General features: G+C 68.4%; 20 protein-coding genes. 9 read left to right on the plus strand and 11 right to left on the minus strand.

Annotated elements, in window-relative coordinates; genetic code table 11:
- Nucleotides 1-260: 260 nt before the first annotated feature.
- From GGR47_RS13125 to GGR47_RS13140, 4 genes are all read right to left on the minus strand, one after another.
- Nucleotides 261-1,250, minus strand: coding sequence for an alpha/beta hydrolase (locus tag GGR47_RS13125; RefSeq protein WP_147035581.1), 990 nt, complete (start codon nucleotides 1,248-1,250; stop codon nucleotides 261-263).
- A gap of 119 nt (nucleotides 1,251-1,369) precedes the next feature.
- The gene (acs, locus tag GGR47_RS13130) at nucleotides 1,370-3,295 is read right to left on the minus strand and encodes an acetate--CoA ligase (RefSeq protein WP_147035580.1); all 1,926 of its coding nucleotides are present in this window, start codon (nucleotides 3,293-3,295) and stop codon (nucleotides 1,370-1,372) included.
- 66 nt (nucleotides 3,296-3,361) lie between these two features.
- Nucleotides 3,362-4,765, minus strand: coding sequence for a porin family protein (locus GGR47_RS13135; RefSeq protein ID WP_147035579.1), 1,404 nt, complete (start codon nucleotides 4,763-4,765; stop codon nucleotides 3,362-3,364).
- Between the two features lie 144 nt (nucleotides 4,766-4,909).
- Nucleotides 4,910-5,878, minus strand: a complete 969-nt coding sequence (locus GGR47_RS13140; protein ID WP_147035578.1) for a PQQ-dependent catabolism-associated beta-propeller protein — start codon at nucleotides 5,876-5,878, stop codon at nucleotides 4,910-4,912.
- Nucleotides 5,879-5,996: 118 nt separating this feature from the next.
- On the opposite strand from GGR47_RS13140, the gene pedF reads away from it, so the two are divergent.
- From pedF to GGR47_RS13160, 4 genes are all read left to right on the plus strand, one after another.
- Nucleotides 5,997-6,449 (plus strand): cytochrome c-550 PedF, encoded by a 453-nt coding sequence (gene pedF / locus GGR47_RS13145; RefSeq protein ID WP_017979127.1) that lies wholly within the window; start codon nucleotides 5,997-5,999, stop codon nucleotides 6,447-6,449.
- Nucleotides 6,446-7,312 (plus strand): substrate-binding periplasmic protein, encoded by an 867-nt coding sequence (locus tag GGR47_RS13150; protein WP_147035577.1) that lies wholly within the window; start codon nucleotides 6,446-6,448, stop codon nucleotides 7,310-7,312. The genes pedF and GGR47_RS13150 overlap by 4 nt, the downstream gene beginning before the upstream one ends.
- 95 nt (nucleotides 7,313-7,407) lie before the next feature.
- Nucleotides 7,408-9,201: a methanol/ethanol family PQQ-dependent dehydrogenase gene (locus tag GGR47_RS13155; RefSeq protein ID WP_147035576.1), complete on the plus strand. Its 1,794-nt coding sequence runs from the start codon at nucleotides 7,408-7,410 to the stop codon at nucleotides 9,199-9,201.
- An 86-nt stretch (nucleotides 9,202-9,287) separates the two neighbouring features.
- On the plus strand, nucleotides 9,288-9,923 hold the full coding sequence (locus tag GGR47_RS13160; RefSeq protein ID WP_147035575.1) for a response regulator: 636 nt from the start codon (nucleotides 9,288-9,290) through the stop codon (nucleotides 9,921-9,923).
- Here the strand turns inward: GGR47_RS13160 and GGR47_RS13165 are convergent.
- The 4 genes from GGR47_RS13165 to adh all read right to left on the minus strand — a co-directional run bounded on the left by GGR47_RS13165 (nucleotide 9,920) and on the right by adh (nucleotide 15,342).
- Nucleotides 9,920-12,139, minus strand: a complete 2,220-nt coding sequence (locus GGR47_RS13165; protein WP_147035574.1) for a hybrid sensor histidine kinase/response regulator — start codon at nucleotides 12,137-12,139, stop codon at nucleotides 9,920-9,922. The genes GGR47_RS13160 and GGR47_RS13165 overlap by 4 nt on opposite strands.
- Entirely contained in the window at nucleotides 12,136-13,314 is a 1,179-nt protein-coding gene (locus GGR47_RS13170; protein ID WP_147035573.1) for an FIST N-terminal domain-containing protein, read from the minus strand. Before GGR47_RS13170 ends, GGR47_RS13165 begins: the two co-directional genes overlap by 4 nt.
- A complete protein-coding gene (locus GGR47_RS13175; RefSeq protein ID WP_063685227.1) occupies nucleotides 13,311-13,712 on the minus strand; it encodes a DUF779 domain-containing protein in 402 nt (133 codons plus the stop codon). The genes GGR47_RS13170 and GGR47_RS13175 overlap by 4 nt, the downstream gene beginning before the upstream one ends.
- A 109-nt stretch (nucleotides 13,713-13,821) precedes the next feature.
- Entirely contained in the window at nucleotides 13,822-15,342 is a 1,521-nt protein-coding gene (gene adh / locus GGR47_RS13180) for an aldehyde dehydrogenase (RefSeq protein ID WP_147035572.1), read from the minus strand.
- A 189-nt stretch (nucleotides 15,343-15,531) separates the two neighbouring features.
- Here adh and GGR47_RS13185 point away from each other — a divergent pair, with 189 nt between their 5' ends.
- Together GGR47_RS13185 and GGR47_RS13190 are read left to right on the plus strand one after the other, a co-directional pair.
- Nucleotides 15,532-15,975 carry a pseudoazurin gene (locus GGR47_RS13185; RefSeq protein ID WP_063685225.1) on the plus strand — a complete coding sequence of 148 codons (444 nt, stop codon included), beginning with the start codon at nucleotides 15,532-15,534 and terminating at the stop codon, nucleotides 15,973-15,975.
- Nucleotides 15,976-15,995: 20 nt separating this feature from the next.
- Entirely contained in the window at nucleotides 15,996-16,295 is a 300-nt protein-coding gene (locus GGR47_RS13190; protein ID WP_063689602.1) for an EthD family reductase, read from the plus strand.
- Between the two features lie 19 nt (nucleotides 16,296-16,314).
- On the opposite strand, the gene GGR47_RS13195 is transcribed toward GGR47_RS13190, so the two are convergent.
- Nucleotides 16,315-18,396 (minus strand): TonB-dependent receptor, encoded by a 2,082-nt coding sequence (locus GGR47_RS13195; protein ID WP_147035571.1) that lies wholly within the window; start codon nucleotides 18,394-18,396, stop codon nucleotides 16,315-16,317.
- The gene (locus GGR47_RS13200; protein ID WP_147035570.1) at nucleotides 18,393-18,941 is read right to left on the minus strand and encodes a rhodanese-like domain-containing protein; all 549 of its coding nucleotides are present in this window, start codon (nucleotides 18,939-18,941) and stop codon (nucleotides 18,393-18,395) included. Before GGR47_RS13200 ends, GGR47_RS13195 begins: the two co-directional genes overlap by 4 nt.
- Before the next feature lie 52 nt (nucleotides 18,942-18,993).
- Between GGR47_RS13200 and GGR47_RS13205 the strand changes: the two genes are divergently transcribed.
- From GGR47_RS13205 to GGR47_RS13215, 3 genes are read left to right on the plus strand one after another with little or no spacing between them, the layout of a single operon-like run.
- Nucleotides 18,994-19,779 (plus strand): quinoprotein dehydrogenase-associated SoxYZ-like carrier, encoded by a 786-nt coding sequence (locus GGR47_RS13205; RefSeq protein ID WP_147035569.1) that lies wholly within the window; start codon nucleotides 18,994-18,996, stop codon nucleotides 19,777-19,779.
- Entirely contained in the window at nucleotides 19,776-20,720 is a 945-nt protein-coding gene (locus tag GGR47_RS13210; protein WP_147035568.1) for a quinoprotein relay system zinc metallohydrolase 1, read from the plus strand. Before GGR47_RS13205 ends, GGR47_RS13210 begins: the two co-directional genes overlap by 4 nt.
- Nucleotides 20,717-23,194, plus strand: a complete 2,478-nt coding sequence (locus GGR47_RS13215) for a TonB-dependent receptor (RefSeq protein WP_147035567.1) — start codon at nucleotides 20,717-20,719, stop codon at nucleotides 23,192-23,194. The genes GGR47_RS13210 and GGR47_RS13215 overlap by 4 nt, the downstream gene beginning before the upstream one ends.
- A gap of 56 nt (nucleotides 23,195-23,250) precedes the next feature.
- On the opposite strand, the gene GGR47_RS13220 is transcribed toward GGR47_RS13215, so the two are convergent.
- On the minus strand, nucleotides 23,251-24,595 hold a 1,345-nt coding region (locus GGR47_RS13220; RefSeq protein ID WP_246343050.1), incomplete at its 5' end, for a TonB-dependent receptor.

Consider the following 24,595-nt stretch of genomic DNA (forward strand, 5'->3'; position numbering starts at 1 on the left):
TGCTTTATCGGGGCTCAACGACAGTTTGGTCGATTTGTATCCAGCGAGAAACACGAGAAATAGTATTTAGCGCAACGACTTAATGGTTCCGCGGCAACCTCTGTTTTTCGTATAGACGCAGATCAAGCCGCTTCTTGCCTCATCACGACCGAGAGCGGTGAGCGAATATTGATCCATTATTGTCTTATCGTGGCAATCGTCCTTCGGTACTATCCATGGTCGGGCCAAAACCGCGGCAGAATGGCAAGCGACACGCCCGGTCAGCGCGCCGACAGACGGTCTTGGACGAACCGCGTCATATGATGCGCCGCCTCCCGATCCTCGGGCGCTCCGCCGAAGCCGCCATGGGGCATGGCTTCGAAGACATGGAGGTCCGCAGGGACTCTGGCCGACACGAGCCGGCGGTGCATGCGCACGGTGTTGGACAGGAACAGGTCGCGCGTGCCCGTCAGAAGGAAGGTCGGGGGGAAGTTGGCGACATCACCGAACAGCGGTGACACAAGAGGGTCGCTGAGATCGGCCCCGCCCGCATAGAGCCGATTGCTCGACATCAGCGACGTCGGCAGCATCCCGTCCACGCCGGCGTTGACCACGAAACTGTCGCCGCTTTCCGTCAAATCGACCTGCGGCGACAGCAGGACCAACCCGGCCGGCATCGGCAGGCCCTCCGCCTTCGCGCGCAGCAGCATCGCGGCGGCGAGATTGCCGCCGGCGGAGCGGCCGCCAACGACGATCCGCTCGGCCGGGTGCAGTCGAAGCGCAGCACGATAGGCCGCCAGGCCATCGTCGAGTCCCGCCGGGAAGGGGTGTTCGGGCGGCAGGCGATAGTCGACGCTCCAGACGCGCACGCTCAATTGATCGGCCAGCGTCCGCGCGCCATGCCGACACGCCTCGCCACCACCGAAGACCAGCGCACCGCCGTGCAGGTCGATGTACACAGCGTCCTCGGCGATCGGCGCAGCGGGCGTGGCGACATGGACGACCGCATCGTCGCACCGGATCGTCTCGACCGCGGCGGTGGGCGCGTCCGAGGCCGCGGCCAGCATGCGCGCATAATGGGCATCGACCGATGCCTTGACTGCCTGCCACCCCGCCACGTCGTCATGGTCCGGCATGGTGAAGTGTGCGTTGACCGGCACGCCGTCCGCGTCGATCAGCCGCTCCAGCGCCGCCTGCGCCTCGGGGCTGATCGAACTGGGGGACGGAATGTCTCGCGGCGTCAGCCGGATCGAACGTGGGCGTGCGGTCATGGGGCGGTCCAGCGGCTTCGGCCCCTGCCGGTCGGTCCGGCGGCGGGCGGGCAGGGGCGCGTGTGGACGTCCGTCCGGCGTATGTCGAGGGCTGGGCTCGAACGCCGTGCACGCTCACCTCATGCCTGCCGGTCGCGGATCAGCGTTGCGACCGCCGATGGATCGGCGAGCGTCGAGGTGTCGCCGATCGTATCGACCGCGCCTTCCGCGATCTTGCGCAGGATACGGCGCATGATCTTGCCGGAGCGGGTCTTGGGCAAAGCGGGGGCGAACTGGATCGCGTCGGGCGTCGCGACCGGGCCGATCTGTCGCCGGACCCAGGCGCGCAAGGTGCCGCGCAACGCCTCGTCCTCCGTCGCGTCCGCGTGGAGCGTGACGAAGGCGTAGATGCCCTGGCCCTTCACGTCGTGCGGCATGCCGACGACGGCAGCCTCCGCGACGCTGGGATGGGCCACGAGCGCGCTCTCGATCTCCGCCGTGCCGAGGCGGTGGCCGCTGACGTTGATGACGTCGTCGACGCGGCCCGTGATCCAATAGTCGCCGTCCCCATCGCGGCGGCAGCCGTCGCCGGTGAAATATTTGCCCGGATAGGTGGTGAAATAGGTCTGGATGAAGCGGTCGTGATCGCCCCACACCGATCGCATCTGGCCGGGCCAGCTATCGGTAAGGACCAGATTGCCTTCCGCTGCGCCGTGCAGCACGCCGCCCTCTGCATCGACCAGCTCCACCTGCACGCCGGGCAGTGGCTTGGTCGCGGCGCCGGGCTTGGGGTCGGGCGTGTGGGGTAGGGGGCAGATCAGCACGCCGCCCGTTTCGGTCTGCCACCAGGTGTCGACGATCGGGCAGCGGCCGTCGCCGACGACGCGGTGATACCAGGCCCAGGCTTCCGGATTGATCGGTTCGCCGACACTGCCGAGCAGGCGCAGGCTGGTGCGGCGGTGGCGGGTGACGTGATCGTCGCCTTCGCGCATCAGCGCCCGGATCGCGGTCGGCGCAGTGTAGAGTACGCTCACCCCCAGCCGGTCGACCGTATCCCAAAGCCGTCCGTGGTCGGGATAATTGGGCACGCCGTCGAACATCACCGTCGTCGCACCGTTGGCGAGCGGGCCATAGACGACATAGCTATGCCCGGTGACCCAGCCGATGTCGGCGGTACACCAGAAGACGTCACCGTCGCGGTGGTCGAAGACGTCGCGAAACGTCTTGGCGACCCACAGCAGATAGCCGGCGGTCGTGTGGAGCACGCCCTTGGGCTTGCCCGTCGATCCGCTGGTGTAGAGGATGAACAACGGGTCTTCGGCCTCCATCGCCACGGGCGGGCAGTCGGGCGAGGCGTCGGCGATCGCATCGTCCAGCCACAGGTCGCGGCCGGGCGTCATGGCGATATCGCCACCGGTACGGCGCAGGACCAGCACATGCTCGACCGAGGGGCAGGCGCTTAGCGCGGCATCGACATTGGCCTTGAGCGGAATGCGACGGCCGCCGCGGCAGCCTTCGTCGGCGGTGATGACCAGTTTCGATCCGCAATCGCGGATGCGGTCGGCGAGCGCATCGGGGGAAAAGCCGCCGAACACGATCGAATGGATCGCGCCGATCCGCGTACAAGCCAGCATCGCCGCCGCCGCATCGGGCACCATCGGCAGGTAGAGCGTCACGCGGTCACAGCGTCCGACGCCAAGCGACGTCAGCACGTTCGCCATCCGGCAGACTCGGTCGTGCAAGGCGCGATAGGTGATGCGCGCGCCCTCGCCGGGTTCGTCGCCTTCCCACAGGATCGCGACCTGGTCGCCCCGCGCCGCCAGGTGCCGGTCGAGGCAATTGGCCGATACGTTGATCTGACCGCCATCGAACCAGCGGATGCGGAAATCGTCGGCCGCGAAGGACACGTCCTTCACCGTATCGAATGGCCGCATCCAATCGAGCTGTGCGGCCTGATCGCGCCAATAGGCATCGGGCGTCTCGATCGCGGCGCGACACTGATGCTCATATTCGGCAGGGCCGATGCCGCCGGAACGCGCAGGGGTCGCTGGAACGATATCGAGCATGAGGCGGCCTTTCGTGACGTGGGCTGCGCATCCGGCGGGGATGCACAGCCCGTCGATGCGGTGGGATCAGAAGAACAGGATCGCGCCGAGCGCCAGCGCGTCGGAGCTCGCGTCATTGCCGTTGTGCGCGCGCGACATGGTGTGGGTGTATTCGCCGATCAGCGTCACCCAGCTGTTCAGGCCATAGCGCGTCTGGCCGACCCAGCTCGCGTTGCGGCGGACGAGCGCGGAGATCGCTTCACCCTGCGCGCGCGACAGGTAGCTCGCGCCATAGCTCGCCCCCAGCGTCAGCTTGCCGATGCCGTAGGTGCCCTGGACGTAATAGCCGTTGCTGTCGCGCTTGCGGCCGAGCGCATCGGTCGACAGCAGGAACAGGCCGATCGTGCCGACACCGGTGCCGGTGTAATAATAGCCGGTCAGGCTCGCCGGGCCGTAGGACAGTTTGGCGCCGGCATCGATCGCGCGGCCGGTATAGGCCGGCAAGCCGCCGATCGCGTCATGGCCCTGGATCAGCCCGCTCACCCACAGATGCGCGCCGAGGCCCCCGTCGGTCGGCACGAGGTCGTAGGTCGCCTTGGCCTGGAAGCCGATCGTCTCGTTCGTTTCGGTGCGGCCGATCGTGCTCAGCGGCTGGAAGACGCCTGCCGCGAATTGAAAGCCGCCGAACTTGGGCGAGGCATAGGTGATCTGTGGCTGGAAGTCGGTGTAGATATACCCCAGCCCGATCCGGCCGAGCGACGTATTGGACGGCGCGGCATTGCCCGCGGCGGTGCCGACCGCCAGCAATGTGATGTCGTTCAGGATTGCATCCGACCCGAACAGGCCGATATCGCGGCCGATCTTGATCTCGCCGAAGCCACTGCGACCGAACGTCAGATAGGTCTGGCGGAAATCGATGCCGGAGGTTTGCAGCGCCTGGGGGGCGCCCGCGCCGTTCGCGCCGGAATTGCCCAGGCTGGAATTGATACCGGGGTACATGCCGAAATGGGCGCCGACGTCCCAGCCGCCCTGGGTCGTCGAGACGTCGACCTTCAGGAAGCCGGGCAGCAGTCCGTTGCGGATCGCCGACGTGTCGTTGCCGACGCTGGCGAGCCCGCCCGCGACGGTGTTCGCCGGCGTCGCCGCATCGGCGCTGTCATGGACGTAGAAGCCGTTGACGGAGCCGGAGAATTTCAGCGCGACATCGCCGATCATCAGCCCGACGCCGCTGTCCGCCATGCGCACCAGCTTCTTGTCGTCGAGCCGTTCGGCGGCGGCCTGCTGCGGCGCCTCTGCGGTGTTGGCGGCGGGGACGGGGCTGGGTTGCGCCGTCTTGCGGGCCAGCAGCGCCTGATATTCGTCCTCGGTCAGGATCCCCTTTTCCTTCAGCTTCAGCAGCAGCCCGTCGGTCGCATCCTGCGCCGCGGCGGGCGTGGCGATGGCGATGGATGCGAGGGCGACGGCGCCCAGCAGGCGGGCAACGGCTTTCATGCTAATCCTCCCCTGTTCGGCCCGTGGTCTCGGGCTCGTGTCGGCAAGGCTGATGGAGACGGGCGCGGCGCGGTATTGGACTTTCGATCCCGGACCAAAGTGGGATGGTGCGGCGATGGCGCCGCCTTCCCTACCGCACGACCCCTACCGCACGACGACGCCCCAGGGCGCGCGGCCGACCGGGACCGTGGCGACGGCCTTGGCGCTGGCGAGATCGACGACGGTGACCGTGTCGGACAGGCCGTCGCTGGAGATGACGCGGCGTCCATCCGGCGTGATCGCAACGCCCCACACGCGCGGGCCGACGGGGACGATGGCGCGCGTCTTGCGCGTCGCGGTGTCGACGATCGCGATCGCATTGCCGCGACCCAGAGCGATCACCGCCTGTCGCGCATCGGGGGTGAAGCGAATCTGCACCGGCATGACCTTCTCGGGAGCGATGCCCGGCACGGCGAAGTGCAACGTGTCGATCACTTTGCGGCTGGCGACGTCGATGACCGCCACGCTGTTGCCGAGCTCCGCCGACACCCATAGCTGCTTGCCGTCCGCGGTGAATTCGGCGTGGCGCGGCCGATCGCCGGTCGGCGTGGTCGCCACCACCTCGCGCCGCGCGATGTCGATCCAGTGGACCGCATTGTCCGTTTCGGAGGTGGAGACCGCGAACCGGCCGTCGGGGCTGACCGCCATCCCCTCGGGCTCGACGCCGACGACGACCTGGAATGCGACTTTGCGGCCCGGCACGTCGATCGCGGTCACCGTCGCATCGCGCTCGTTCGAGGCGAACAGCAAGGTGCCGTCCGGCGACAGCGCGAAGGTTTCGGGATCCTCCCCTGACGGCAGGTTGGCGACGACCTTGCCCGATGCCAGATCGACCACCTGCACCGCGTTTTCGTCGCTGGCGCAGACGTACAAGTACCTGCCGTCACGCGACAGGACGATGCCGCGCGGGCGTCGGCCGACGGGCCAGGTCGCGGTGACCTTAAGCGTGGCGGCGTCGATGACGCTGATCGTGTTGGCGCGTTCATTCGAGACATAGATCGTCTCGGCGGTCGCAGGGGTAAGAGGGGCGGCGAGGGGGGCGGCGAGGGCCGCGATGAGGAGCAGGGATCGCATGACCGCATCCTAGCCCATCCCGGCGCGCCGCCCCTTCGTACCAAAGTCCAATAAGTCCCGATGCTTCGCCGCGGTTAGGGTCTCTGCCGAGCCGCCGTCAGGGCGGCGGGAGAGGATGATGCCGGTGAAGGGTTCGCGTATCGCATTCGTCTGTTCGGCGCTGATCGCGGCGTCGTCGATCGGCTATAACGTCTTCGCGCATGGTAACGTCACGCCGCAGGCGGTCGACACCAGCAAGCTGCCCGACATCAAGCCCGACAACACGACATGGGTGACGAAGAACCCGTATCGCGACGACCCCCAGGTCTATGCGATGGCCAAGAAGATCGGCGAGAGCGCCTATGGCGGCAATTGCGCGCGCTGCCACGGGCTCGATGCGATCTCGGGCGGCATCGCCCCCGATCTGCGCTACCTCGACAAGGGCGAGGCCGGCGACGAATGGTTCATCCAGCGGTTCCAGCACGGCTCGTCGCGCGACGGCAAGGTCTATATGCCGCCGATGGGCGATGCGCTGGGGCAGAAGGCCGGCTGGGCGATCCGCTCCTGGCTCGACACGAAGCACGAGGAATGAGCGGGGCGCTCTCCCGCGCACCCACCCGCCGCGCAATGATCGCGGGCGCACTCGCGGCGGCCTTTGCCCCCGTCGGAGCGATGGCGCGGGGGCTCGATAGGATCACCGCGGCGGGTGTCGCGCGCATCGCGGTCTATCGCGATTTCGAACCCTGGTCGTGGAAGGGTGCCGACGGCACCGTCATGGGCATCGACGTCGACCTCGGCCGTGCGATCGCCAAGGCCTTGGGGGTGCGCGCGGAGATCGTCGACTTTCTGGCCGACGAGGATGTCGGCGACGATCTGCGCAACATGGTGTGGCGGGGATCTTTGGTCGGCGGACAGACGTGCGACATCATGATGCACGTGCCGGTGGACCGGCAGCTGGCCCGCGCCAACGACCGCGCGGTGATCGGCGCGCCTTATTATCGCGAGGGCTTCCTGATGGCCTGCGGGGTCGAGACCGATTGCGAGGTCGCCCCCGCCGCCTTCAAGGGCAAGCGGCTGGTGGCCGAGCTGGACAGCGTGCCCGACTTCTACTTTTCGGGCAGCTTCGGCGGCGTGTTGCGCACCGACACGCGCCACCTGATGAGCGGCGCGGCGGCGGTCGATGCGGTCAAGACGGGCGACGCGGACGTCGTACTCGCGACACGCGCGCAGATCGAGCATGCGCTCGCGGCTGGCGCGCCGCGGGTGAAGACGCGCAAGGGGCCGCTGCCGGCGCTGCCCAGCGCAGGCTGGGACGTGGGCCTGGCGGTGAAGGACGACAGCCGCGACCTCGCCGACCGGCTCGACCGGATCGTCGCCGGCCTGCGTAGCGACGGCACCGTCGCGGCGATCCTCGCCCGCCACGGCGTCAGCGACCGCGCGCCTCTGGCGACTTGATCCAAGGTCCAATGCCACCGACGCGGATCCCGGATTAGGCTCGGCGTCATCAACCAAGGTCGCACGGACGGCCGAATGGAGGGGAGACGAGAGCGATGAAGACCATGGCGACCCGGTGCGCAATGCTGCTGGCCGGCACGATGTTGGCGACGGCAGGGACCGCAACCGAACCGCGCGCGGCCGCCACGACCCCGCCCGCCGCCGCGCCGGCTGCCGCTGCTGCCGCTGCTGCGGGTGCAGGGCCGACCGATGCGGACCTGATGAACGATGCGGCGACGCCGGGCGATGTCCTGACCTATGGCATGGGTCCGCGTGCGCAGCGGTTCAGCCCGCTGACGCAGGTCAACGCCGCCAACGTCGCGCGCCTCGTCCCCGCCTTCTCCGCCAGCCTGGGCGGCGAGAAGCAGCGCGGGCAGGAAGCGCAGCCGATCGTCTATGACGGCGTCATCTACGTCACCGGCAGCTACAGCCGTCTGTTCGCGTTCGATGCGCGTTCGGGCGAAGAACTCTGGCAGTATGACGCGCGCCTGCCCGACGGGATCATGCCATGCTGCGACGTCGTCAATCGCGGCGCTGCCATCTACGGCGACAAGATCATCTTCGGCACGCTCGATGCGCACATGGTCGCGCTGAACCGCAAGACGGGCAAGGTCATCTGGAACAAGACTTTGGCCCCCTATGACGCGGGCTACAGCTTCACCGCCGCGCCGATGATCGTGAAGGGCAAGGTGATCTACGGCAATTCCGGCGGCGAATTCGGCATCGTCGGCAAGGTGGAGGCGCGCGACGTCAATACCGGCGAGCTGATCTGGTCGCGCCCGACGATCGAGGGGCATATGGGCCAGCTGAACGGCAAGGATTCGACCATGACCGGCAAGCTCAATGCGAGCTGGCAGGGCGATCAGTGGAAGAACGGCGGCGGCGCGACCTGGCTGGGCGGCACCTACGATCCCGATACCAACCTGATCTACATGGGCACCGGCAATCCCGCGCCGTGGAACAGCCATTTGCGCCCCGGCAACAACCTCTACACCTCGTCGACGCTGGCGATCGATCCCGACACGGGCGAGATCAAATGGCATTACCAGACGACCCCGCATGACGGCTGGGACTTCGACGGCGTCAACGAATTCATCCCGTTCGACATGGACGGGCGGAAGCTGGGGGCGAAGGCCGATCGCAACGGCTATTTCTTCGTGCTCGACCGGACGAACGGCAAGTTCGTCTCCGCCAACCGCTTCGTCTCGCGCACCGACTGGGCGACCGGCTTCACCAAGGACGGCAAGCCGATCTACGATCCCGCCAAGCGCCCGCCCGCGCCCAGCGCAGAAAAGGGCGCCAGCGTGTTCGCCGCGCCGAGCTTCCTCGGCGGCAAGAACTGGATGCCGATGGCCTACAGCCAGCAGACCGGCATGTTCTACATCCCCTCCAACGAATGGGGCATGGACATCTGGAACGAGCCGATCGCCTACAAGAAGGGCGCGGCCTATCTGGGCGCGGGCTTCACGATCAAGCCGCTGAACCCCGACTATATCGGCGTGCTGCGCGCGATGGACCCCAAGACGGGCAAGATCGCGTGGGAATATAAGAACAAGGCGCCGTTGTGGGGCGGCGTGCTGACCACCGCGGGCAATCTCGTCTTCACCGGCACGCCTGAGGGCTATCTGAAGGCGTTCGACGCCAAGACGGGGCAGGAGCTGTGGAAGTTCAACACCGGCTCCGGCGTCGTCGGCAGCCCGGTGACGTGGGAGCAGGATGGCGAGCAATATGTCGCGGTCATGAGCGGCTGGGGCGGCGCAGTGCCGCTGTGGGGTGGCGAGGTCGCCAAGGCGGTGCAGCACATCAACCAGGGCGGCGCGCTCTGGGTCTTCAAGCTGCCCAAGGCATGATCAGGTCGCAGGGGGCGTCGCCGGTCGCGGCGCCCTCTTCGCATCCGATCGCACTTATATTACAATCGTCTGCGGGGAGAGGGGGCGTGGAACGAGTCCTGATCGCGGACGATCATCCGCTGGTGCGTGACGGCTTGCGTACCGTCATTTCGGTCGCCTTCGACCAGGCCGACCTGTTCGAGGCATCATCGGTCGCTGAAGCGGTCGAGATCGTCGATCGCGAGGGTGATTTCGACCTCGTCCTGCTCGATCTCAACATGCCCGATGCGCGCGGCTTTTCCGGGCTGACGATGCTGCGCCACCGGTTTCCGTCGCTGCCCATCGTGCTCGTGTCCGCAGCGGCGGATAGCCAGGTCGTCAACGGCGCGATCGCCAACGGTGCCGCCGGGTTCATCCCCAAATCGCTGAAGCGCAGCCAGATCGTCGCGGCGATCCAATCGATCCTGTCGGGCAACGTCTATATCCCCGACGATTTCGCCGCCCCGTCGGATGCCGAGGCGGAGATCGAGGGCATCCGCCGCCGTATCGGCACGCTGACGCCGCAGCAGCGCGTGGTGCTGGGGCTGGTCGTCGCAGGCAAGCTGAACAAGCAGATCGCCTATGAGCTCGACGTGTCGATGACGACGGTGAAGGCGCATGTGTCCGCCATCCTGTCGAAACTGAACGTCTACAGCCGCACGCAGGCGGTGATCCTGGCGAACAAGGTCGGGCTGGGGCGCTAGCGGACGCTGGCGAGCAGCGCGCGCAGCTGCGCGGGCTTCACCGGTTTCTGGAGGACGTGCAGCCCAGCGGCGAGCAGCTGTTCGCGCAGGTCGGGCATGCGGTCCGCGGTGATGATCGCCGCGGGCACCTTCGCGCCGATATCCTCGCGCAGCGTCGCGACCGCGGCATCACCCAGCGTGTCCGACCCCAGATGATAGTCCGCGAGGATGACGTCCGGCCGCAGCCGCGACCGGCGGACGATCGCGCGCGCATCCTCCAGCGTCGCCGCGGTCCGCACCCGCACACCCCAGCCGCCCAGCATCGCCTGCATGCCGGCGAGGATCGATTCCTCATTGTCGAGCACGAGCACGGTCGACACGCCGAGCCCGCGTGCCGGCGCCGCGCTGGCCGTCGCGCCCGCCACACCCGCTGCGGCGAGGGGGGCTTCGATCGAGAAGGTCGCGCCTGCGCCGAGCGCGCTATCCACACGCACCGGATGGCCCAGCATGCGGCTGGCGCGCTGCACGATGGCGAGGCCCAATCCGATGCCCTGGGACGCGCCCGTGTTGAGCCGGCGGAATTCGTCGAAGATCTCGGCATGATGCGACGGATCGATGCCGGGGCCGGTATCGGCGACGGTGATCGCGACCGATCGCCCCTCGGCTCGCGCGGTCATGGTGATGCTGCCCCGCTCGGTATAGCGCACGGCGTTGGACAGGAAGTTCTGCAACACGCGCCGCAGCAGCCGCCGGTCGGAATGCACCCACAGCCGCGTCGGCACGACGTTCAGCGTCAGCCCCCGTTCGGCCGCCACGACGGCAAATTCGGCACGCAACGCGGTGAACATCTCATCGAGCGGGACATCGCCGAGGTCCGGGGTGATGGCGCCGGCATCGAGCTTCGAGATTTCGAGCAACGCCTCCAGCAGACCTTCGATCGAATCGAGTGCCGATGCCGCCTGATCGACGATCTTGCGATTGCCCTCGGCGAGGCGACGGCCGGCCAGCGCGGAGACGAACAGGCGCGCGGCGTTCAGCGGTTGCAGCAGATCGTGGCTGGCGGCGGCGAGGAATCGCGTCTTCGACAGATTGGCCTGTTCCGCCGCCATCTTGGCCGCGCGCATCGCCAGCTCGGCCGCCTGCCGTTCGCGCACCTCCTGTTCCAGCTCACGCGTCCGTGCGGCGACCCGCTGTTCGAGGGCGTCGGCGGTTTTGAGCCGTTCGGTGACGTCGTCGAAGCTCATCACCATGCCGCCGTCGGCCATCGGCTGGCGACGGATTTCGATCGATCGGCCATCCGCCAGGCGCCGGACGGCGACGATCTCCTGCGTCGCCTCGGCGGGATCGCTGCCCTGCGTGTCGACCCAGCCCAACGTGTCGGCGGCATCGGCGCGCGGCAGCTTCGTCTTGCACCATTTGACGAGCGCGGCGTGATCGGAGATGCGCTGCCGCATCCGCTGCGGCGCCAAATCGAGCAGGGTCAGCAGCGGATCGTTCCAGGCGAGCAGCGAGCGGTCGGGGGCGAACAGGCACACGCCCTGCGGCATGGCGTCGAGCGTTCCCTGCAACACCACCGCGCGCTCGGCCAGCTCGCGCGCCCGTTGCCGCGCGTCCTCCGCCTTGATGTCGGTGATGTCGGTATAGACGCCGACGATCCCGCCTTCGCTGGTGCGCTGTTCGTTGACCTGGATCCAGCGGCCGTCGGCGAGCAGGATGACCTGCCCGCCATCGGCGACCTGATGGCGGCCCACGCGCTCGGACACCCAGCGCGCCGGTGACACGAGGGGGCCGAGCGTCGATCCCACCTCGCAGATCGCACCGGCGATCTCGTCGAAGGCGACGCCGGGCTGGATGCGATCGGCGATCGTCGGCCACAGCGACAGATAGGTTCGGTTGCACAGCACCAGCCGATCGTCGGTGTCGAAGATGGCGAAGCCCTCGTCGAGCGCCTCGATCGCATCGCCCAGGCGCCGCCGCGCGGCATCGGCGGCATCGCGGGCGTGGGCGAGCGCGGCATTGCTCGCCGCCAGGTCGTCAAGCGCGCGTTCCAGATCGGCGGTGCGTTCACGCACCTTGCTTTCCAGCGCGATCGCGGTTTCGAACACCGAAAAGGCGTTGCCCTGCAGGTCGGTCGAGCGTTCGACCCGGTCCATCAGCGACCGATTGATCCGCTCCAGCTTCGCGATCCGCGCCTCCAGCGCGGTAACGTGCGCGGCGTCGTCTCGCTCGCCGGTCATGGCCGCCCGATCGCCAGACCGGCGAAGGTTTGGTTGACGTGCAGCGCGCGGAATTGCTCGCCATAGGTGTTGAAGCCGATGACGCCGCGTCGTGCGTAGAGCTCGGACACCGGCGTGCGCAGCTGACGCTGCGCGATCTCGACCGAGTTGAGCACGCAGTCGAAGCCGAGGATGCGATCGATGCCGCCGATGTCGCTGTCGAGCCGGTCGAACAACGCCTCCAGCCGGCCGACGATATCGTCGGCCTCGCCCAGCGTCAGCACGATCCCCTCGTCGATCGCGCAATAGAAGGTGAGGCTGCCGTCCGGATTGGCGGACTGGATCGAGCGGACGTAATATTCGCCGCCCGCCCGCACCATCAGCGGGTGCGCCGCGAATACCGGCAGCCCAAGCTGATCGACCTGCGTTCCGACCAGCCGGGCATATTCCTCCGCGGCAGGCTCGGCGTTGATTTCATGGACGATGCGCCGTGTCGTGTCCGCGGCGGTGATCACCATCTTCACCTCGCCCGGCCGATAATGTTGCGCGCGGAACACCGTCATCGGCCGCGCGGTCGACAGGATCGCAATCACCGCGGCGTCGCGGCGAAACGCGCCATCGTACAGGACGAAGGTCTCGCGGAAATCGAGGCCGTCGCCCGACGACCCACCGATCAGCGGCACGTCGCCCAGCGCGTCCTGCAACGTCAGCGTCAGCATTTCTTCGCGGTGCGACAGGCCGTCGACCAGGAAGATCGCCGCATGGTTGACGCGTCCGCCGAAATGCCGCGTCTCCTCGGTCGCCTGGGCCACCATCGATCGGACGCGCCGCTGCGCATCGCCGCCGTCGAAATGATCGAGGTCGGTGAAGCAGGTCGCGGTCAGGCGAAAGTCGCTGGCGGGGAAACCGATCGCGGTCAGCGTGCCTTCGCCCATGCCATCGGGGGTCAGTTCGCCCGACGACGTGCAGCCCACGATCGTCAGCCCCTCGCTGCGGCTGGCGATCGACTGCGCCAGCGCGTCCAGCGGATACCGGCTCGAACAGAATAGCAGGATGCCCGACAGTTCCGGCACGTCGAGCTGCCGGAACAGCGCACGGATCGCCAGTTCGGGATCGTGTTCGCGTGTCGCGGCGACGCGAAGAAGGGGCGAGGTGGGCATTGCGGCGATGATGGCAGCGGAGCGGGCAGCCGTCACGCATCATCTCCGCGTGGCGGTGGGCCGGCGGCGTCGAGCGCATCGACCTCGGCGTCGGTGAACACGCGGCTGCGCACGATGAAGCGCAGGCCGTCGGGGCCTTCCAGCGAAAAGCCGGCGCCGCGACCGGGGACGACGTCGATCGTGATCTGGGTGTGGCGCCAATAGTCGAACTGCGCCGCGCCGATCCACACGGGGATGGCGGCGTCCGGGCCAACGGTGCCGAGCAGGATGTCCTGCCCGCCGACGCGGAACTCGCCCGCCGGATAGCACATCGGCGCGGAGCCATCGCAGCAGCCGCCCGACTGGTGGAACATCAGCGCCCCGTGCCGGCGGGTCAGATCCGCCATGACCGCATCGGCGGCGGCGGTGGACAGGACGCGCGGCGGAACGGTCATCGGCGGTGCCTTCGCAGACAAGGACGGCGACCCTCGCGAAGAGGGCCGCCGCTGGAGGATGCGGGGGTGGGTGGAAGAGTGGGCAGACAGTCCCCCGCGGTGGCAAGGATCAGAAGAAACCCAGCGCCTTGGGGCTGTAGCTGACCAGCAGGTTCTTGGTCTGCTGATAATGGTCCAGCATCATCTTGTGCGTTTCGCGGCCGATGCCCGACTGTTTGTAGCCGCCGAACGCGGCATGGGCGGGATAGGCGTGGTAGCAATTGGTCCAGACGCGCCCCGCCTGGATCGTGCGGCCGGCGCGATAGGCGGTCGTCCCGTCGCGCGACCATACCCCGGCGCCCAGCCCGTAGAGCGTGTCGTTGGCGATCGCCATCGCGTCGTCGAAGTCCTTGAACGTGGTCACCGCGACGACGGGGCCGAAGATCTCCTCCTGGAAGACACGCATCTTGTTGTGCCCTTCCAGGATCGTCGGCGTGACGTAATAGCCTGCGTCCAGTTCGCCGCCGAGCTGCGCGCGGGTGCCGCCGGTCAGCACCTTCGCCCCCTCCGCCTTGCCGATGTCGATGTACGACAGGATCTTTTCGAGCTGGTCGTTCGAGGCCTGCGCGCCGATCATCGTCGATGCATCCAGCGGGCTGCCCTGCTTGATCGCCTGCACCCGCGCGATCGCCTTTTCCATGAAGCGGTCGTAGATCGATTCGTGGATCAGCGCGCGGCTGGGGCAGGTACACACCTCACCCTGGTTGAGCGCGAACAAGGCGAACCCTTCCAGCGCCTTGTCCAGATACTCGTCGTCCGCGGCCATCACGTCGGCGAAGAAGATGTTGGGGCTCTTGCCGCCCAGCTCCAGCGTGACGGGGATCAGGTTTTCGGTCGCATATTGCATGATCAGGCGGCCGGTCGTCGTTTCGCCGGTGAAGGCGATCTTGGCGATCCGCTTGTTCTGCGCCAGCGGCTTGCCTGCCTCGACACCGAATCCGTTGACGACGTTGAGCACGCCCGGCGGCAGCAGGTCGCCGATCACGTCCATCAGCACCATGATCGACATCGGCGTCTGTTCGGCCGGTTTCAGCACCACGCAATTGCCGGCTGCGAGCGCCGGCGCGAGCTTCCACACCGCCATCAGCAGCGGGAAATTCCACGGAATGATCTGGCCGACGACGCCCAGCGGCTCGTGGAAGTGATAGGCGACGGTGTCGTGATCGATCTCGGCGATCGATCCTTCCTGCGCGCGCAGGCAGCCAGCGAAATAGCGGAAATGATCGATCGCCAGCGGCAGGTCGGCGGCGGTGGTCTCGCGGATCGGCTTGCCGTTGTCGATCGTCTCGACCAGCGCGAGCAGCGACAGCCGTTCCTCCATCCGGTCGGCAATCTTGAGCAGGATGCGCGAGCGCTCGGTGGCACTCATCCGGCCCCAAGCGTCTTTCGCCTTGTGCGCGGCGTCCAGCGCCAGTTCGATGTCCTCGGCGGTGCCGCGCGCGACCGAGCAGACGGTCTTTCCGGTGACGGGCGAGGGGTTGTCGAAATACTGGCCACGCACCGGCGCCACCCAGTCGCCGCCGATGAAATTGTCGTAGCGCGGGCGGATCGCGATCTGCCCTTTCAGCTCGTCAAGCGCCTGTTGCAGCATGGGTCGTCTCCTAGGGGGCGCGCGCCGGCGGTTCTGCCGGTTCGCGCTCGTTGCCATGCCCCACTATCTGCCTGCGGGGCGCCCCGCGCCATTGCACCAAAGGGCAATTGCCGCTGGCGGCGCGATCCGGGCACCCCGGCCGCATTCGGCGTCGGTCCCTGACGGCGCGTACGGGAGAGGAATGTCACCATGTTGAAGCTCGCTATCGTCGGCGCCGCCGCCGTCGCCACCCTCGCTGCTGCCGCGCCGGCCGCCGCGCGCGACATCGTCGTGCAGATGAAGAACGTCGGTACGGGCGGATCGATGGTGTTCGAACCCGCCTTCATCAAGGCGCAGCCCGGCGACACCATCCACTTCAAGCCGACCGACCCCAGCCACAATGCGGAGACGATCCCGACGATGCTGCCCGCCGGCGTCGCGCCGTCGAAGGGTCAGATGAACAAGGAATTCGTCCTGCCGGTCACCGCGCCGGGCCTGTACGGCATCAAGTGCATGCCGCATTTTTCGATGGGCATGGTCGCGCTGGTGCAAGTAGGTAACGGCCCGTCCCCCAATCTCGCCGCTGCGCGGGCCGTGAAGCTGCCGCCGTTCGCCGCCAAGCGGATGACGCCGATGCTGGCCCAGGCCAAGTGAGCGCGCGGGAGGAAACGCCGATGTCTGCCGCGCTGATGGTCGCCTATCCCGCCGACGGGGGCGCCGCCTTCGATCGCGAATATTATGTCGCGACGCACCTGCCGCTCGTCCGGCACGCGCTGACGCCGCATGGGCTGACAGGTGTTGCGGGCTATTTTCCCGATCACGTGGGCGACATGCTCGCGGTCGCCATCCTGACCTTCACCGATGCTGCGTCGCGTGACGCGGCGCTGGCGTCGCCCGAGGCGGCGCCGGTGTTCGCCGACATCGCCAATTTCACGACCGCGACGCCGATCCCGATGCCGATGACGGTCGCCTGACGTCGGGGGCGGGCCGGGGTTACCCGGTCCGCAGCGTCAGCCCCACCCACACGGTCCGCGGCGTCGCCCGCTCGACGATCGCATTGCCGCTGATCCCCGTTTCGACCCGCGCATCGAAGACGTTCTCCGCGCGCAGCTCGACCCCCAGCGTGCGTGTGAGCGGCAAGGCGGCATAGCCGTCCAGCGTCGTCGCCGGCGCGAGCGAGCGGCTGTTCTGGTCGTCCTCGAACTGGCGGGCGGCGTGCCGCAGCGTCGTCGAGATCGCCGCGCCGCCCTTGCGCCAGCCGAGCGTGGCGGACGTCAGGTCGCGCGGCGTCTGCGCGGGCCGCAACCCGTCGAGCGCCGCCGCAGCACCGCTGGCGACGACGCGGGGATCGACATGCGACCAAGACGCCTGGGCGAACACCGGCTCGCTCTGCCAGCGGGCGTCCAGCTCCAGACCGGTCGAGCGGATCGCATCCAGATTGCGGCGAACGCGGTAGATGCCGTTCGCGGCGACGAAGCCGACGCCGGGGAAGGTGCCGGGCCCACGCCCCGCCGTGACATTGGCGATCGCGCCGTCCAGCCGGTTCCAGAACACCGTGGCGGCGAACGAGATGCCGGCACCGGGCGCCAGCGTGACGCCGCCGTCGACCCCGCTCAGCCGTTCGGGCTCCAGCGCGGCATTGGCGGCGACCGCATCGGCGCCGACCCGGAACGGTCGGTACAGCTCGTTGAGCGTCGGCAGGCGCCAGCCGCGATAGGCGGACGCGCGCAGCGTCACCGGCGCGACCGGCGTGACGGCAATACCGGCCCGCCCGGTCCATTCCGTCCCCCGCCGCTCCGGAAAGATGGCGTTCGTAAGCGGCGCGCCGGTGACAATCACCGCTTCACGCAGCGCGCCGTCCGTCAGCCGCCAGCGATCCACCCGCCCGCCCAGTGTCAGTGTCGCGGGTCCGGCGGTCAGGCTCGCGTCGGTGAACAGGCCATAGGTCAGCGCGGTGCCGCCCGCCACGCGCCGCCGCGTGGGCAGCGCGTTGACGTAGGTGTACAGCTCCTGCGTCTGCCCGGAGACGCGTCGCACGTCGGCGCCGAGCCGCAGATCGCGGCCTTCGCCGACCGGGGGCTTCACTTCGATGCGGCCGCCGGTGCCGGTGGCGGGCGTGTTATATTGGTCGAGTGTCTGCGTTGCGGTCGTCCGGGCGGCATCGACGCTGGCGAATTGCGACGCGAAGGCGCGCGTCTGGAGATAGGCGAGCGCGGACCAGCCCCAATCGCCGCGCCCGATCAGGCGGATGCTGGCGTCGGCGCCCTGGCTGCGGTTGCGGGTGAAGGCCGTGCCGCGTTCGCGCGTGTCGGCGAAGCCCGACAGGTTGGTCTGCAATTCGGTCTGTCCGCCGAGCGCGACCACGCTGCGTGCCGCGGCGGAGAACTGCTCGAACGGCGCCGCGCGATCGGCGGGGCCGCGGCTCTCGGCGACGGTCGGCACGAAGCCGTCTCCGCGATCATAGGCGGCGGACAGCGTGGCGAAGCCGCCGTCACGGCGCAGCAGACCCGATGCGGCAGCGGATAGCGACCGGCGGCTGCCGTACGCGAGGTCTGCGGCAAGCGTAGGCTGATCGGCGGGATCGGCGCTGTCGATCTCGATCGTGCCGGCGAGCGCGCCGGGTCCGAAATAGCCGCTGCCGCCGCCGCGCGTTATGCGGATCAGGCCGATGCGATCGGTGGCATAGGCGGGGAAGGGCACCCAGCCACCGAACGGGTCCGCCTGCGGCACGCCATCCAGAACAAGGAGCGCGCGGCTGGACGCATTGCCGCCGATCCCGCGCAGCGACAGCCCTTGGCTGGTCGGATTGGCCGAGCGCGAATCGCTCCGGCGGAACTGCTGCAGCCCCGCGACATCGCCGAGCACCGTTTCCAGCCGACCGCTGGCGCTTTCGCGGATGCGCGCCGCATCGATCGCGACGACGTCTGCCGTGCGATCACCCGGTCGGGTGGGCAGGCCGCGACCGATCACGACGATGTCCTGCGTGGCAGAAGGGTCCGCGGCGGCGCGGTCCTGCGCGGCGGCGGGAAGCGCGGAGGCGCCGCACAGCAACAGGGCGATGGCTCGAACGATCATAACGGCTCCGGATAGGGGGTGATCGGCACCAGCGGGCGGCCCAGGTCGCGCCAGCCATCGACGCCTTCGGCGAACCAGCGCACCCGCCTATAGCCCGCCCGGCGCAAACGCCACGCCGCATTCCAGCTCATCCAGCAATCCGCCAGACAGAAGACGATCAGCGTGGCGCGCGGCGCGGCGGCATGCAGACGGGCGACGCCGCGGAGGAACCAGCGTTCGACGGCAGGGTCGATCGCCCCGCGCCCCGCTTCGGGAAACCAGGCCGCGCCTGCGATACCGCGCTGTTCGCGGGCGAGCCGCCAGTGCCCGTCGGCCGTCCGCACCGCGCCCTCGGCGGGCACCACGTCGATCAGCGTCGCGCGGCCGGCATCGACCAGTGCGGCGACCGCGGCGGCATCGATACGCGCGACCCCGGGCGGCGGCGCCGGCACGACGCCGCGATAGTCGGCGTTGCGATAGCCGCTCCGGGCATCGAAGCGCGCATCGGGCGCCGCTGCGGCGAGGGCGATCAGGGCCATGAGGTAGAGGGGCAGGTGGCGTCGCATCGTACCAAGGTGTCATGGTCGCGGACGGGCGACCTGCCTACCAGACTTAGGGATGAGGATCGCATCACGCTCTCTCGTCGCGGCACTGCTTGCCGCCGTTTCGGCCCCGGCTTCCGCCACGTTGCCGGCCGATCCGCTGGCATCGCCGATGTGGGATTTCGTCGCCGATCAGGCGTTTGGAGCCGGCGCCCGCGTCGCCTTCGATCCGCGCGTAAAGGTCCGCTTCCCGGACATCGCCGAAAACCAGCGCGTCTTCCCGGTCGAGGTCGACGCGCGGGGCATCGCCGACGTCAAGCGCATCGTCATCCTGGTCGATCTCAACCCGATCCAGCTGCCGATCGACTATCGGCTGGACGATGCCGAGCCGTTCATCGCGACGCGGATCAAGCTCGACCAGCGCACGCCGGTGCGCGGGGCGGTGCAGCTCGCCGACGGGTCGTGGCTGGTGTCGGGCGGCTGGATCGATGCGGCGGGCGGCGGTTGTTCGGCGCCGCCGGCCAGTCGGGTCAGCGGCGACTGGGCGCAGCATCTGGGCGAGGTGCGCGGTGGCCTGTGGCGGACCGCATCGGGCCCACGCGCGCAGATCGCCTTCCGCCATCCGATGGACACCGGCTTCGTCGCCAATATCGCGAGCTATTATATCGATCAGTTGGCGCTCACCGGCGCGGACGGCCGGTCGCTCGGCATGGTCGCGATGCAGGCCGCGGTGGCCGAGGACCCGGTGCTGACGCTCTTGCCACATGCGCGAACGGGCGAGATGGTGCGCTTCCACGCGCGCGACACCAACGGCATCGACTATCGCGGCACGCTGGCGGATCGCGGCGGTCCCGCCGCATGATCGATCGGCGGACGTTGATCGCCGCGGCGAGCGCCGCCCTCGCCGCACCGGTGCTGGGGCAGGCGCTGGCCTATCGCCTGACGCCGCACACGGTCGGGGACGGCATTTGGCTGATCCGCGGGGCCGATGCGCCGATCGCGCGCGACAATGGCGGCGCGATCGCCAACATCACGCTGATCGCCACCGATGCCGGTCCGGTACTGATCGATGCGGGACCGTCGCTACGCTATGGCGAGGCGTTGCAGGCACTGGCGAAGACGCTGACGGGCAAGCCGGTGGAGCGCGTCTACCTCACGCATCTCCATCCCGACCACAGCTATGGCGACGCGGCGTTCGCGCCGGCGATCGTCGCCGCGACACCGGGACTGATCGCGACGCTGACGCGCGACGGGCCGGGCTTTGCCGATGGCATGTACCGCCTGCTGGGCGACTGGATGCGCGGCACCGAGCTGCGCATCCCGGGTCATGTCGTGTCGAGCCCGCAGGAAGTTGTGGGGGGGCGGACGTTCCGCATGCTGCCGCTGTCGGGGCATAGCGCCGACGATCTCGCCATCCTCGACGAGGCGACGGGGACGCTGGTGGCGGGCGATCTCGTCTTCCACGATCGCGCGCCCTCGACGCCGCATGCCGATCTGCCGACGTGGCGGCGGTCGCTCGATACGCTGAAGGGGCTGGGGCATCGCACGCTGATCCCCGGCCATGGCCCGTTCGACCCGACGCCCAATGCCGCCATCGACCAGACCCGCGACTGGATCGACTGGCTCGACGCCGCGCTGCGCCGCGCGGTGACAGACGGGCTCGACATGGTGGAGGCGGGCGATCTGCCGATCCCGCCCCGGTTCGCGACGCTGGCCGCGGCGCGATACGAATTGCAGCGCTCGGTCGCGCATTTCTATCCGACGCTGGAGCGCACGCTGCTACCGCGGGTCGATGCGCGATGACGGGGGTGCGTCCGCTGCGCTATGGTCTACTGGCTGCGACCGCGTTGATCGCGACACCTGCCGTGGCGCAGACGCTCGACCCCGCAGCGCAGGACGGGGGCGAGGCGCTGGTGATCGTCGGCACGCCGCTGGTCGATCCGGGCGAGGATATCGTCGGCTATCCCGCGCAGCACGTGTCCGACGAACAGATCGCGCGCAGCCATGCGCTGGACCTGTCCGACTATCTGCGCCGACTGGCCGGGGGCGTCTTCGTCAACGAGGTGCAGGGCAACCCGCTGCAACCCGACATCAATTATCGCGGCTTCACCGCCTCGCCGCTGCTCGGCACGCCGCAGGGCCTGTCCGTCTACCTCGACGGCATCCGCATGAACCAGCCGTTCGGCGATGTGGTCAGCTGGGACCTGATCCCCACCTCCGCGATCCGATCGACGACGCTGGTGCCGGGCGCGAACCCGCTGTTCGGGCGCAATTCGCTGGGCGGCGCGCTGGCGATCCGCACCAAAGACGGCCGATCCGATCCGGGCATGACCGCCGACATCGGCTATGGCAGTTTCGGCCGCTCGGTGACGCGCGCGACCGTCGGCGGGACGCACAAGAGGTGGCACTGGTTCGCCTCTGCCGATTATTTCCGGGAACGGGGCTGGCGTGACGATTCGCCCTCGCGCGCCGGCCAGCTGTTCGGCAAGGTCGGCTGGGCCGATGGCGGCACCGATATCGCGCTGTCGGGCAGTGTCGCCGACAGCGACCTCAACGGCAACGGCCTGCAGGAGATGCGGCTGCTCGCGCAGGAGCCGGCGAGCGTTTACACGCACCCCGACACGACGCGGAATCGCGGCTGGTACGGCAATGCGACGCTGTCGCAGCAGCTGTCGGACAGTCTGACGCTGTCCGCCAACGCCTTCTACCGTGGCATCCGCACCCGCACGGTCAACGGCGACGTCAACGAAGGCGCGTTGGGCGAAAACCTGTACCAACCCAATGCCGCAGAGCGCGCCGCTCTGGCGACGGCGGGTTATTCGGGCGTCCCCACGGCTGGCGAAACGCAGGCGAACACGCCGTTTCCGCGCTGGCGCTGCATCGCCAACGTGCTGCTGAACACCGAGCCGAACGAGAAGTGCGATGGCCTGGTCAACCGCACCGCGACCCGCCAGCGCGAATGGGGCGCGACGGCGGAGCTGACGTGGACCGCCGGCGCCAACCGGCTGACGCTGGGCGTGGCCTATGTCGATGGGCATGCCGACTTCGCCCAGTCGTCACAATTCGGCTATCTGACGTCGGATCGTGGCGTGGTCGCGGTGGCGGGACCGGGCGCCTTCGCCGACGGGTCGCAGGCGTCGGAAAATGCGTTCGATGCGCGCGTCGATCTGTCTGCGGGCACCCGTGTCGTCAGTCTCTACGCGCTCGACGGGCTGGACGTCACGCCGACGCTCCATGTCGATCTGTCGGGGCGGTTCGACCGGACGATCGTGCGTAACCGCGACCGGATCAGCCCAGGCGGTGGTACGGGATCGCTGGATGGCGATCACCGCTTCCAGCGCTTCAATCCCGCCATCGCGCTGCGCTGGACTCCGCTGGCGCCGGTGGCAATCGACCTGGCGGTCGCCCGCACCAGCCGGGCGCCGTCGGCGATCGAGATGGGCTGTGCCGATCCGGGCAGCCCGTGCCGTCTGCCGAATGCGCTCGCCGGCGACCCGCCGCTCGCGCAGGTCGTCGCGCAGACGGTGGAGGGCGGGGTGACGCTGACCCACGGCACTGTCCGGCTAAGGGCGGGCGCGTTCCGCACCGTCAGCCGCGACGACATCCTGTTCGTGGCGAGCGACCAGACCGGCTTCGGCTATTTCCGCAACTTCGGCCGCACGCGACGGCAGGGCGCGGATATCGATCTGTCGGCACGGCGGGGTGCGATCGGGCTGTCGGCGCATTACACTTTGCTCGACGCCACCTATCGCAGTGCCGAGACGGTCGGCGGCGCCGGCAATAGCAGCAACGACGGCCCCGCACCGGGCTTCGACGGCACGATCGCCATCGCGCGCGGCGACCGAATCCCGTTGATCCCGCGTCATCTGCTCAAGGGCGCCGTGACGGTCGATGCCACAGGTTGGCTGACGCTCTCTGCGGACGTCGTCGCCAGCGCGGGCGTCATCGCGCGCGGCAATGAAAATGGCGCGCATCGGCCCGACGGCGTCTATTATTTGGGGCAGGGGCGCACCCGCTCCTATGCGGTGGCCAATGCCGCGGCAGAGGTGCGACCGGGCAGGGGCATCACGCTCTACGTCCAGGTGAACAATGTGTTCGACAAGCGCTACACGACCGCGGCGCAGCTCGGCGCGACCGCCTTCGATGCGTCCGGCCGGTTCGTCGCACGGCCGTTTGCCGCGCCGGTGATCGACGGCGAACGGCCGTTGCTGCACGCGTCGTTTCAGGCACCCGGCGCGCCGCGCTCGGCGCAGTTCGGCATACGGCTGGGCTTCTGAACGGGCAACGCCGCGCGGATGCGATCCCATCACGTCACACGCGGCGGCGCCGGTCGTCAGCCGCCGAAATGCACCGTCCCGGTCAGCCCCCACGTGCGGGGCTTGGCGTAGACACCAGCAACCGTCCCGTCGAACAGCGTGTTGTCATAGCCGTAGACGCGATAACGCTCGGAAAACAGGTTGTTGACGAACAGAGCGATGTCCCAGCGGTCTGCCGGGCCGGCAAAGCCAATGCGCGCATTGGCGACCGTGTACGCCCGCTCCCGCTCGACCGGCGCGCACAGCACCGTGAAGCAGAAGCTGCTCGAATGCTGCGCATCCGCCTGCAACGAGGCGGTGCCGCCCGCGACCGCGAATTCGTATCGCGCCAGCAGGTTGCCCGAAAAGCTCGGCGCCTGCGGCAGGCGATGGTCTTCCACGGTGACCAGATCGGGCAGTTCGACGTTGCGGACCTTCGTGTCGAGGAACGACGCATTGGCCTGTAGCGTCAGGCCCCGGATCGGGCGCGTCGCGAATTCGACCTCAAGCCCCGCCGATTTTGCGGGCAGGTTCACGACCGTCTGCACCGTCGAATATTGGGCGAAGGCCTGATAATTCTGATAATCGTAGTAGAAGGCCGACAGGTTCAGCGTCGTGCCCGGTGCAAGCCGCGTCTTGGCGCCCACTTCCCAGGCGTTGAGCGTTTCGGGCCGATAGTTGATGCCGTTCAGCGCTGCCGCCTCCGATCCGGGGAAGGGCGTGCCCGTCGAGAAGGTGAAGCCGCCGCTCTTCGACCCGCGGTTATAGCTCGCATACAGCAGCACGTGGTCGGTCGGCTTGTAGTTGATCAGCGCACGCGCGGTGACCCCGTCGAACACGGGGGTGGCATCGGCCGGCGTCGCGGTGATGCCGGTCCGCGGTTGGATCACGCCGAACGAGCCATAGGCGACCTGGCGCGGGTTGAAGATGATCGACACGCCGGTGCTAGGTTCCGACCCGAAATAGCGGCCGGTCTTGCGATCGTTCCAATAGCGCAGGCCACCGACCAGCGTCACGCGATCGGCAACCTTCCATTCGTTCTGCACGAAGAAGGCGTAGGACCGCGTGTTCTGCGAGAAGGCGACGGTGGGGTCGTAGCCGTAGAAGAGCGAGGCGTATTTGCCGGTATAATTGCCGTCGATCGACATGGCAAAGGCGCCGGCGGTCAGCTGATTGGCGCCCAGATCGGCCTGCAGGCGGACTTCCTGCGACCATTGGTCGATCCGCGATCCTTGCGTGAAATACACGCCGCTGGCGGGCGAGGAATCGCCGTCTTCGGTGTAGAATTTTGTGGATCGGCGTGGAAAAAGGACCCCGGTAGCGGGGTGATCGGCGTCGAAAAGGGACCCCTCATCCCGGTGGTCTAGGCTGTTCGCTTGGCGG

Origin of the sequence: Sphingomonas aquatilis (assembly GCF_014196115.1) — a bacterium.
GTDB classification, from domain to species: Bacteria; Pseudomonadota; Alphaproteobacteria; order Sphingomonadales; family Sphingomonadaceae; genus Sphingomonas; species Sphingomonas aquatilis.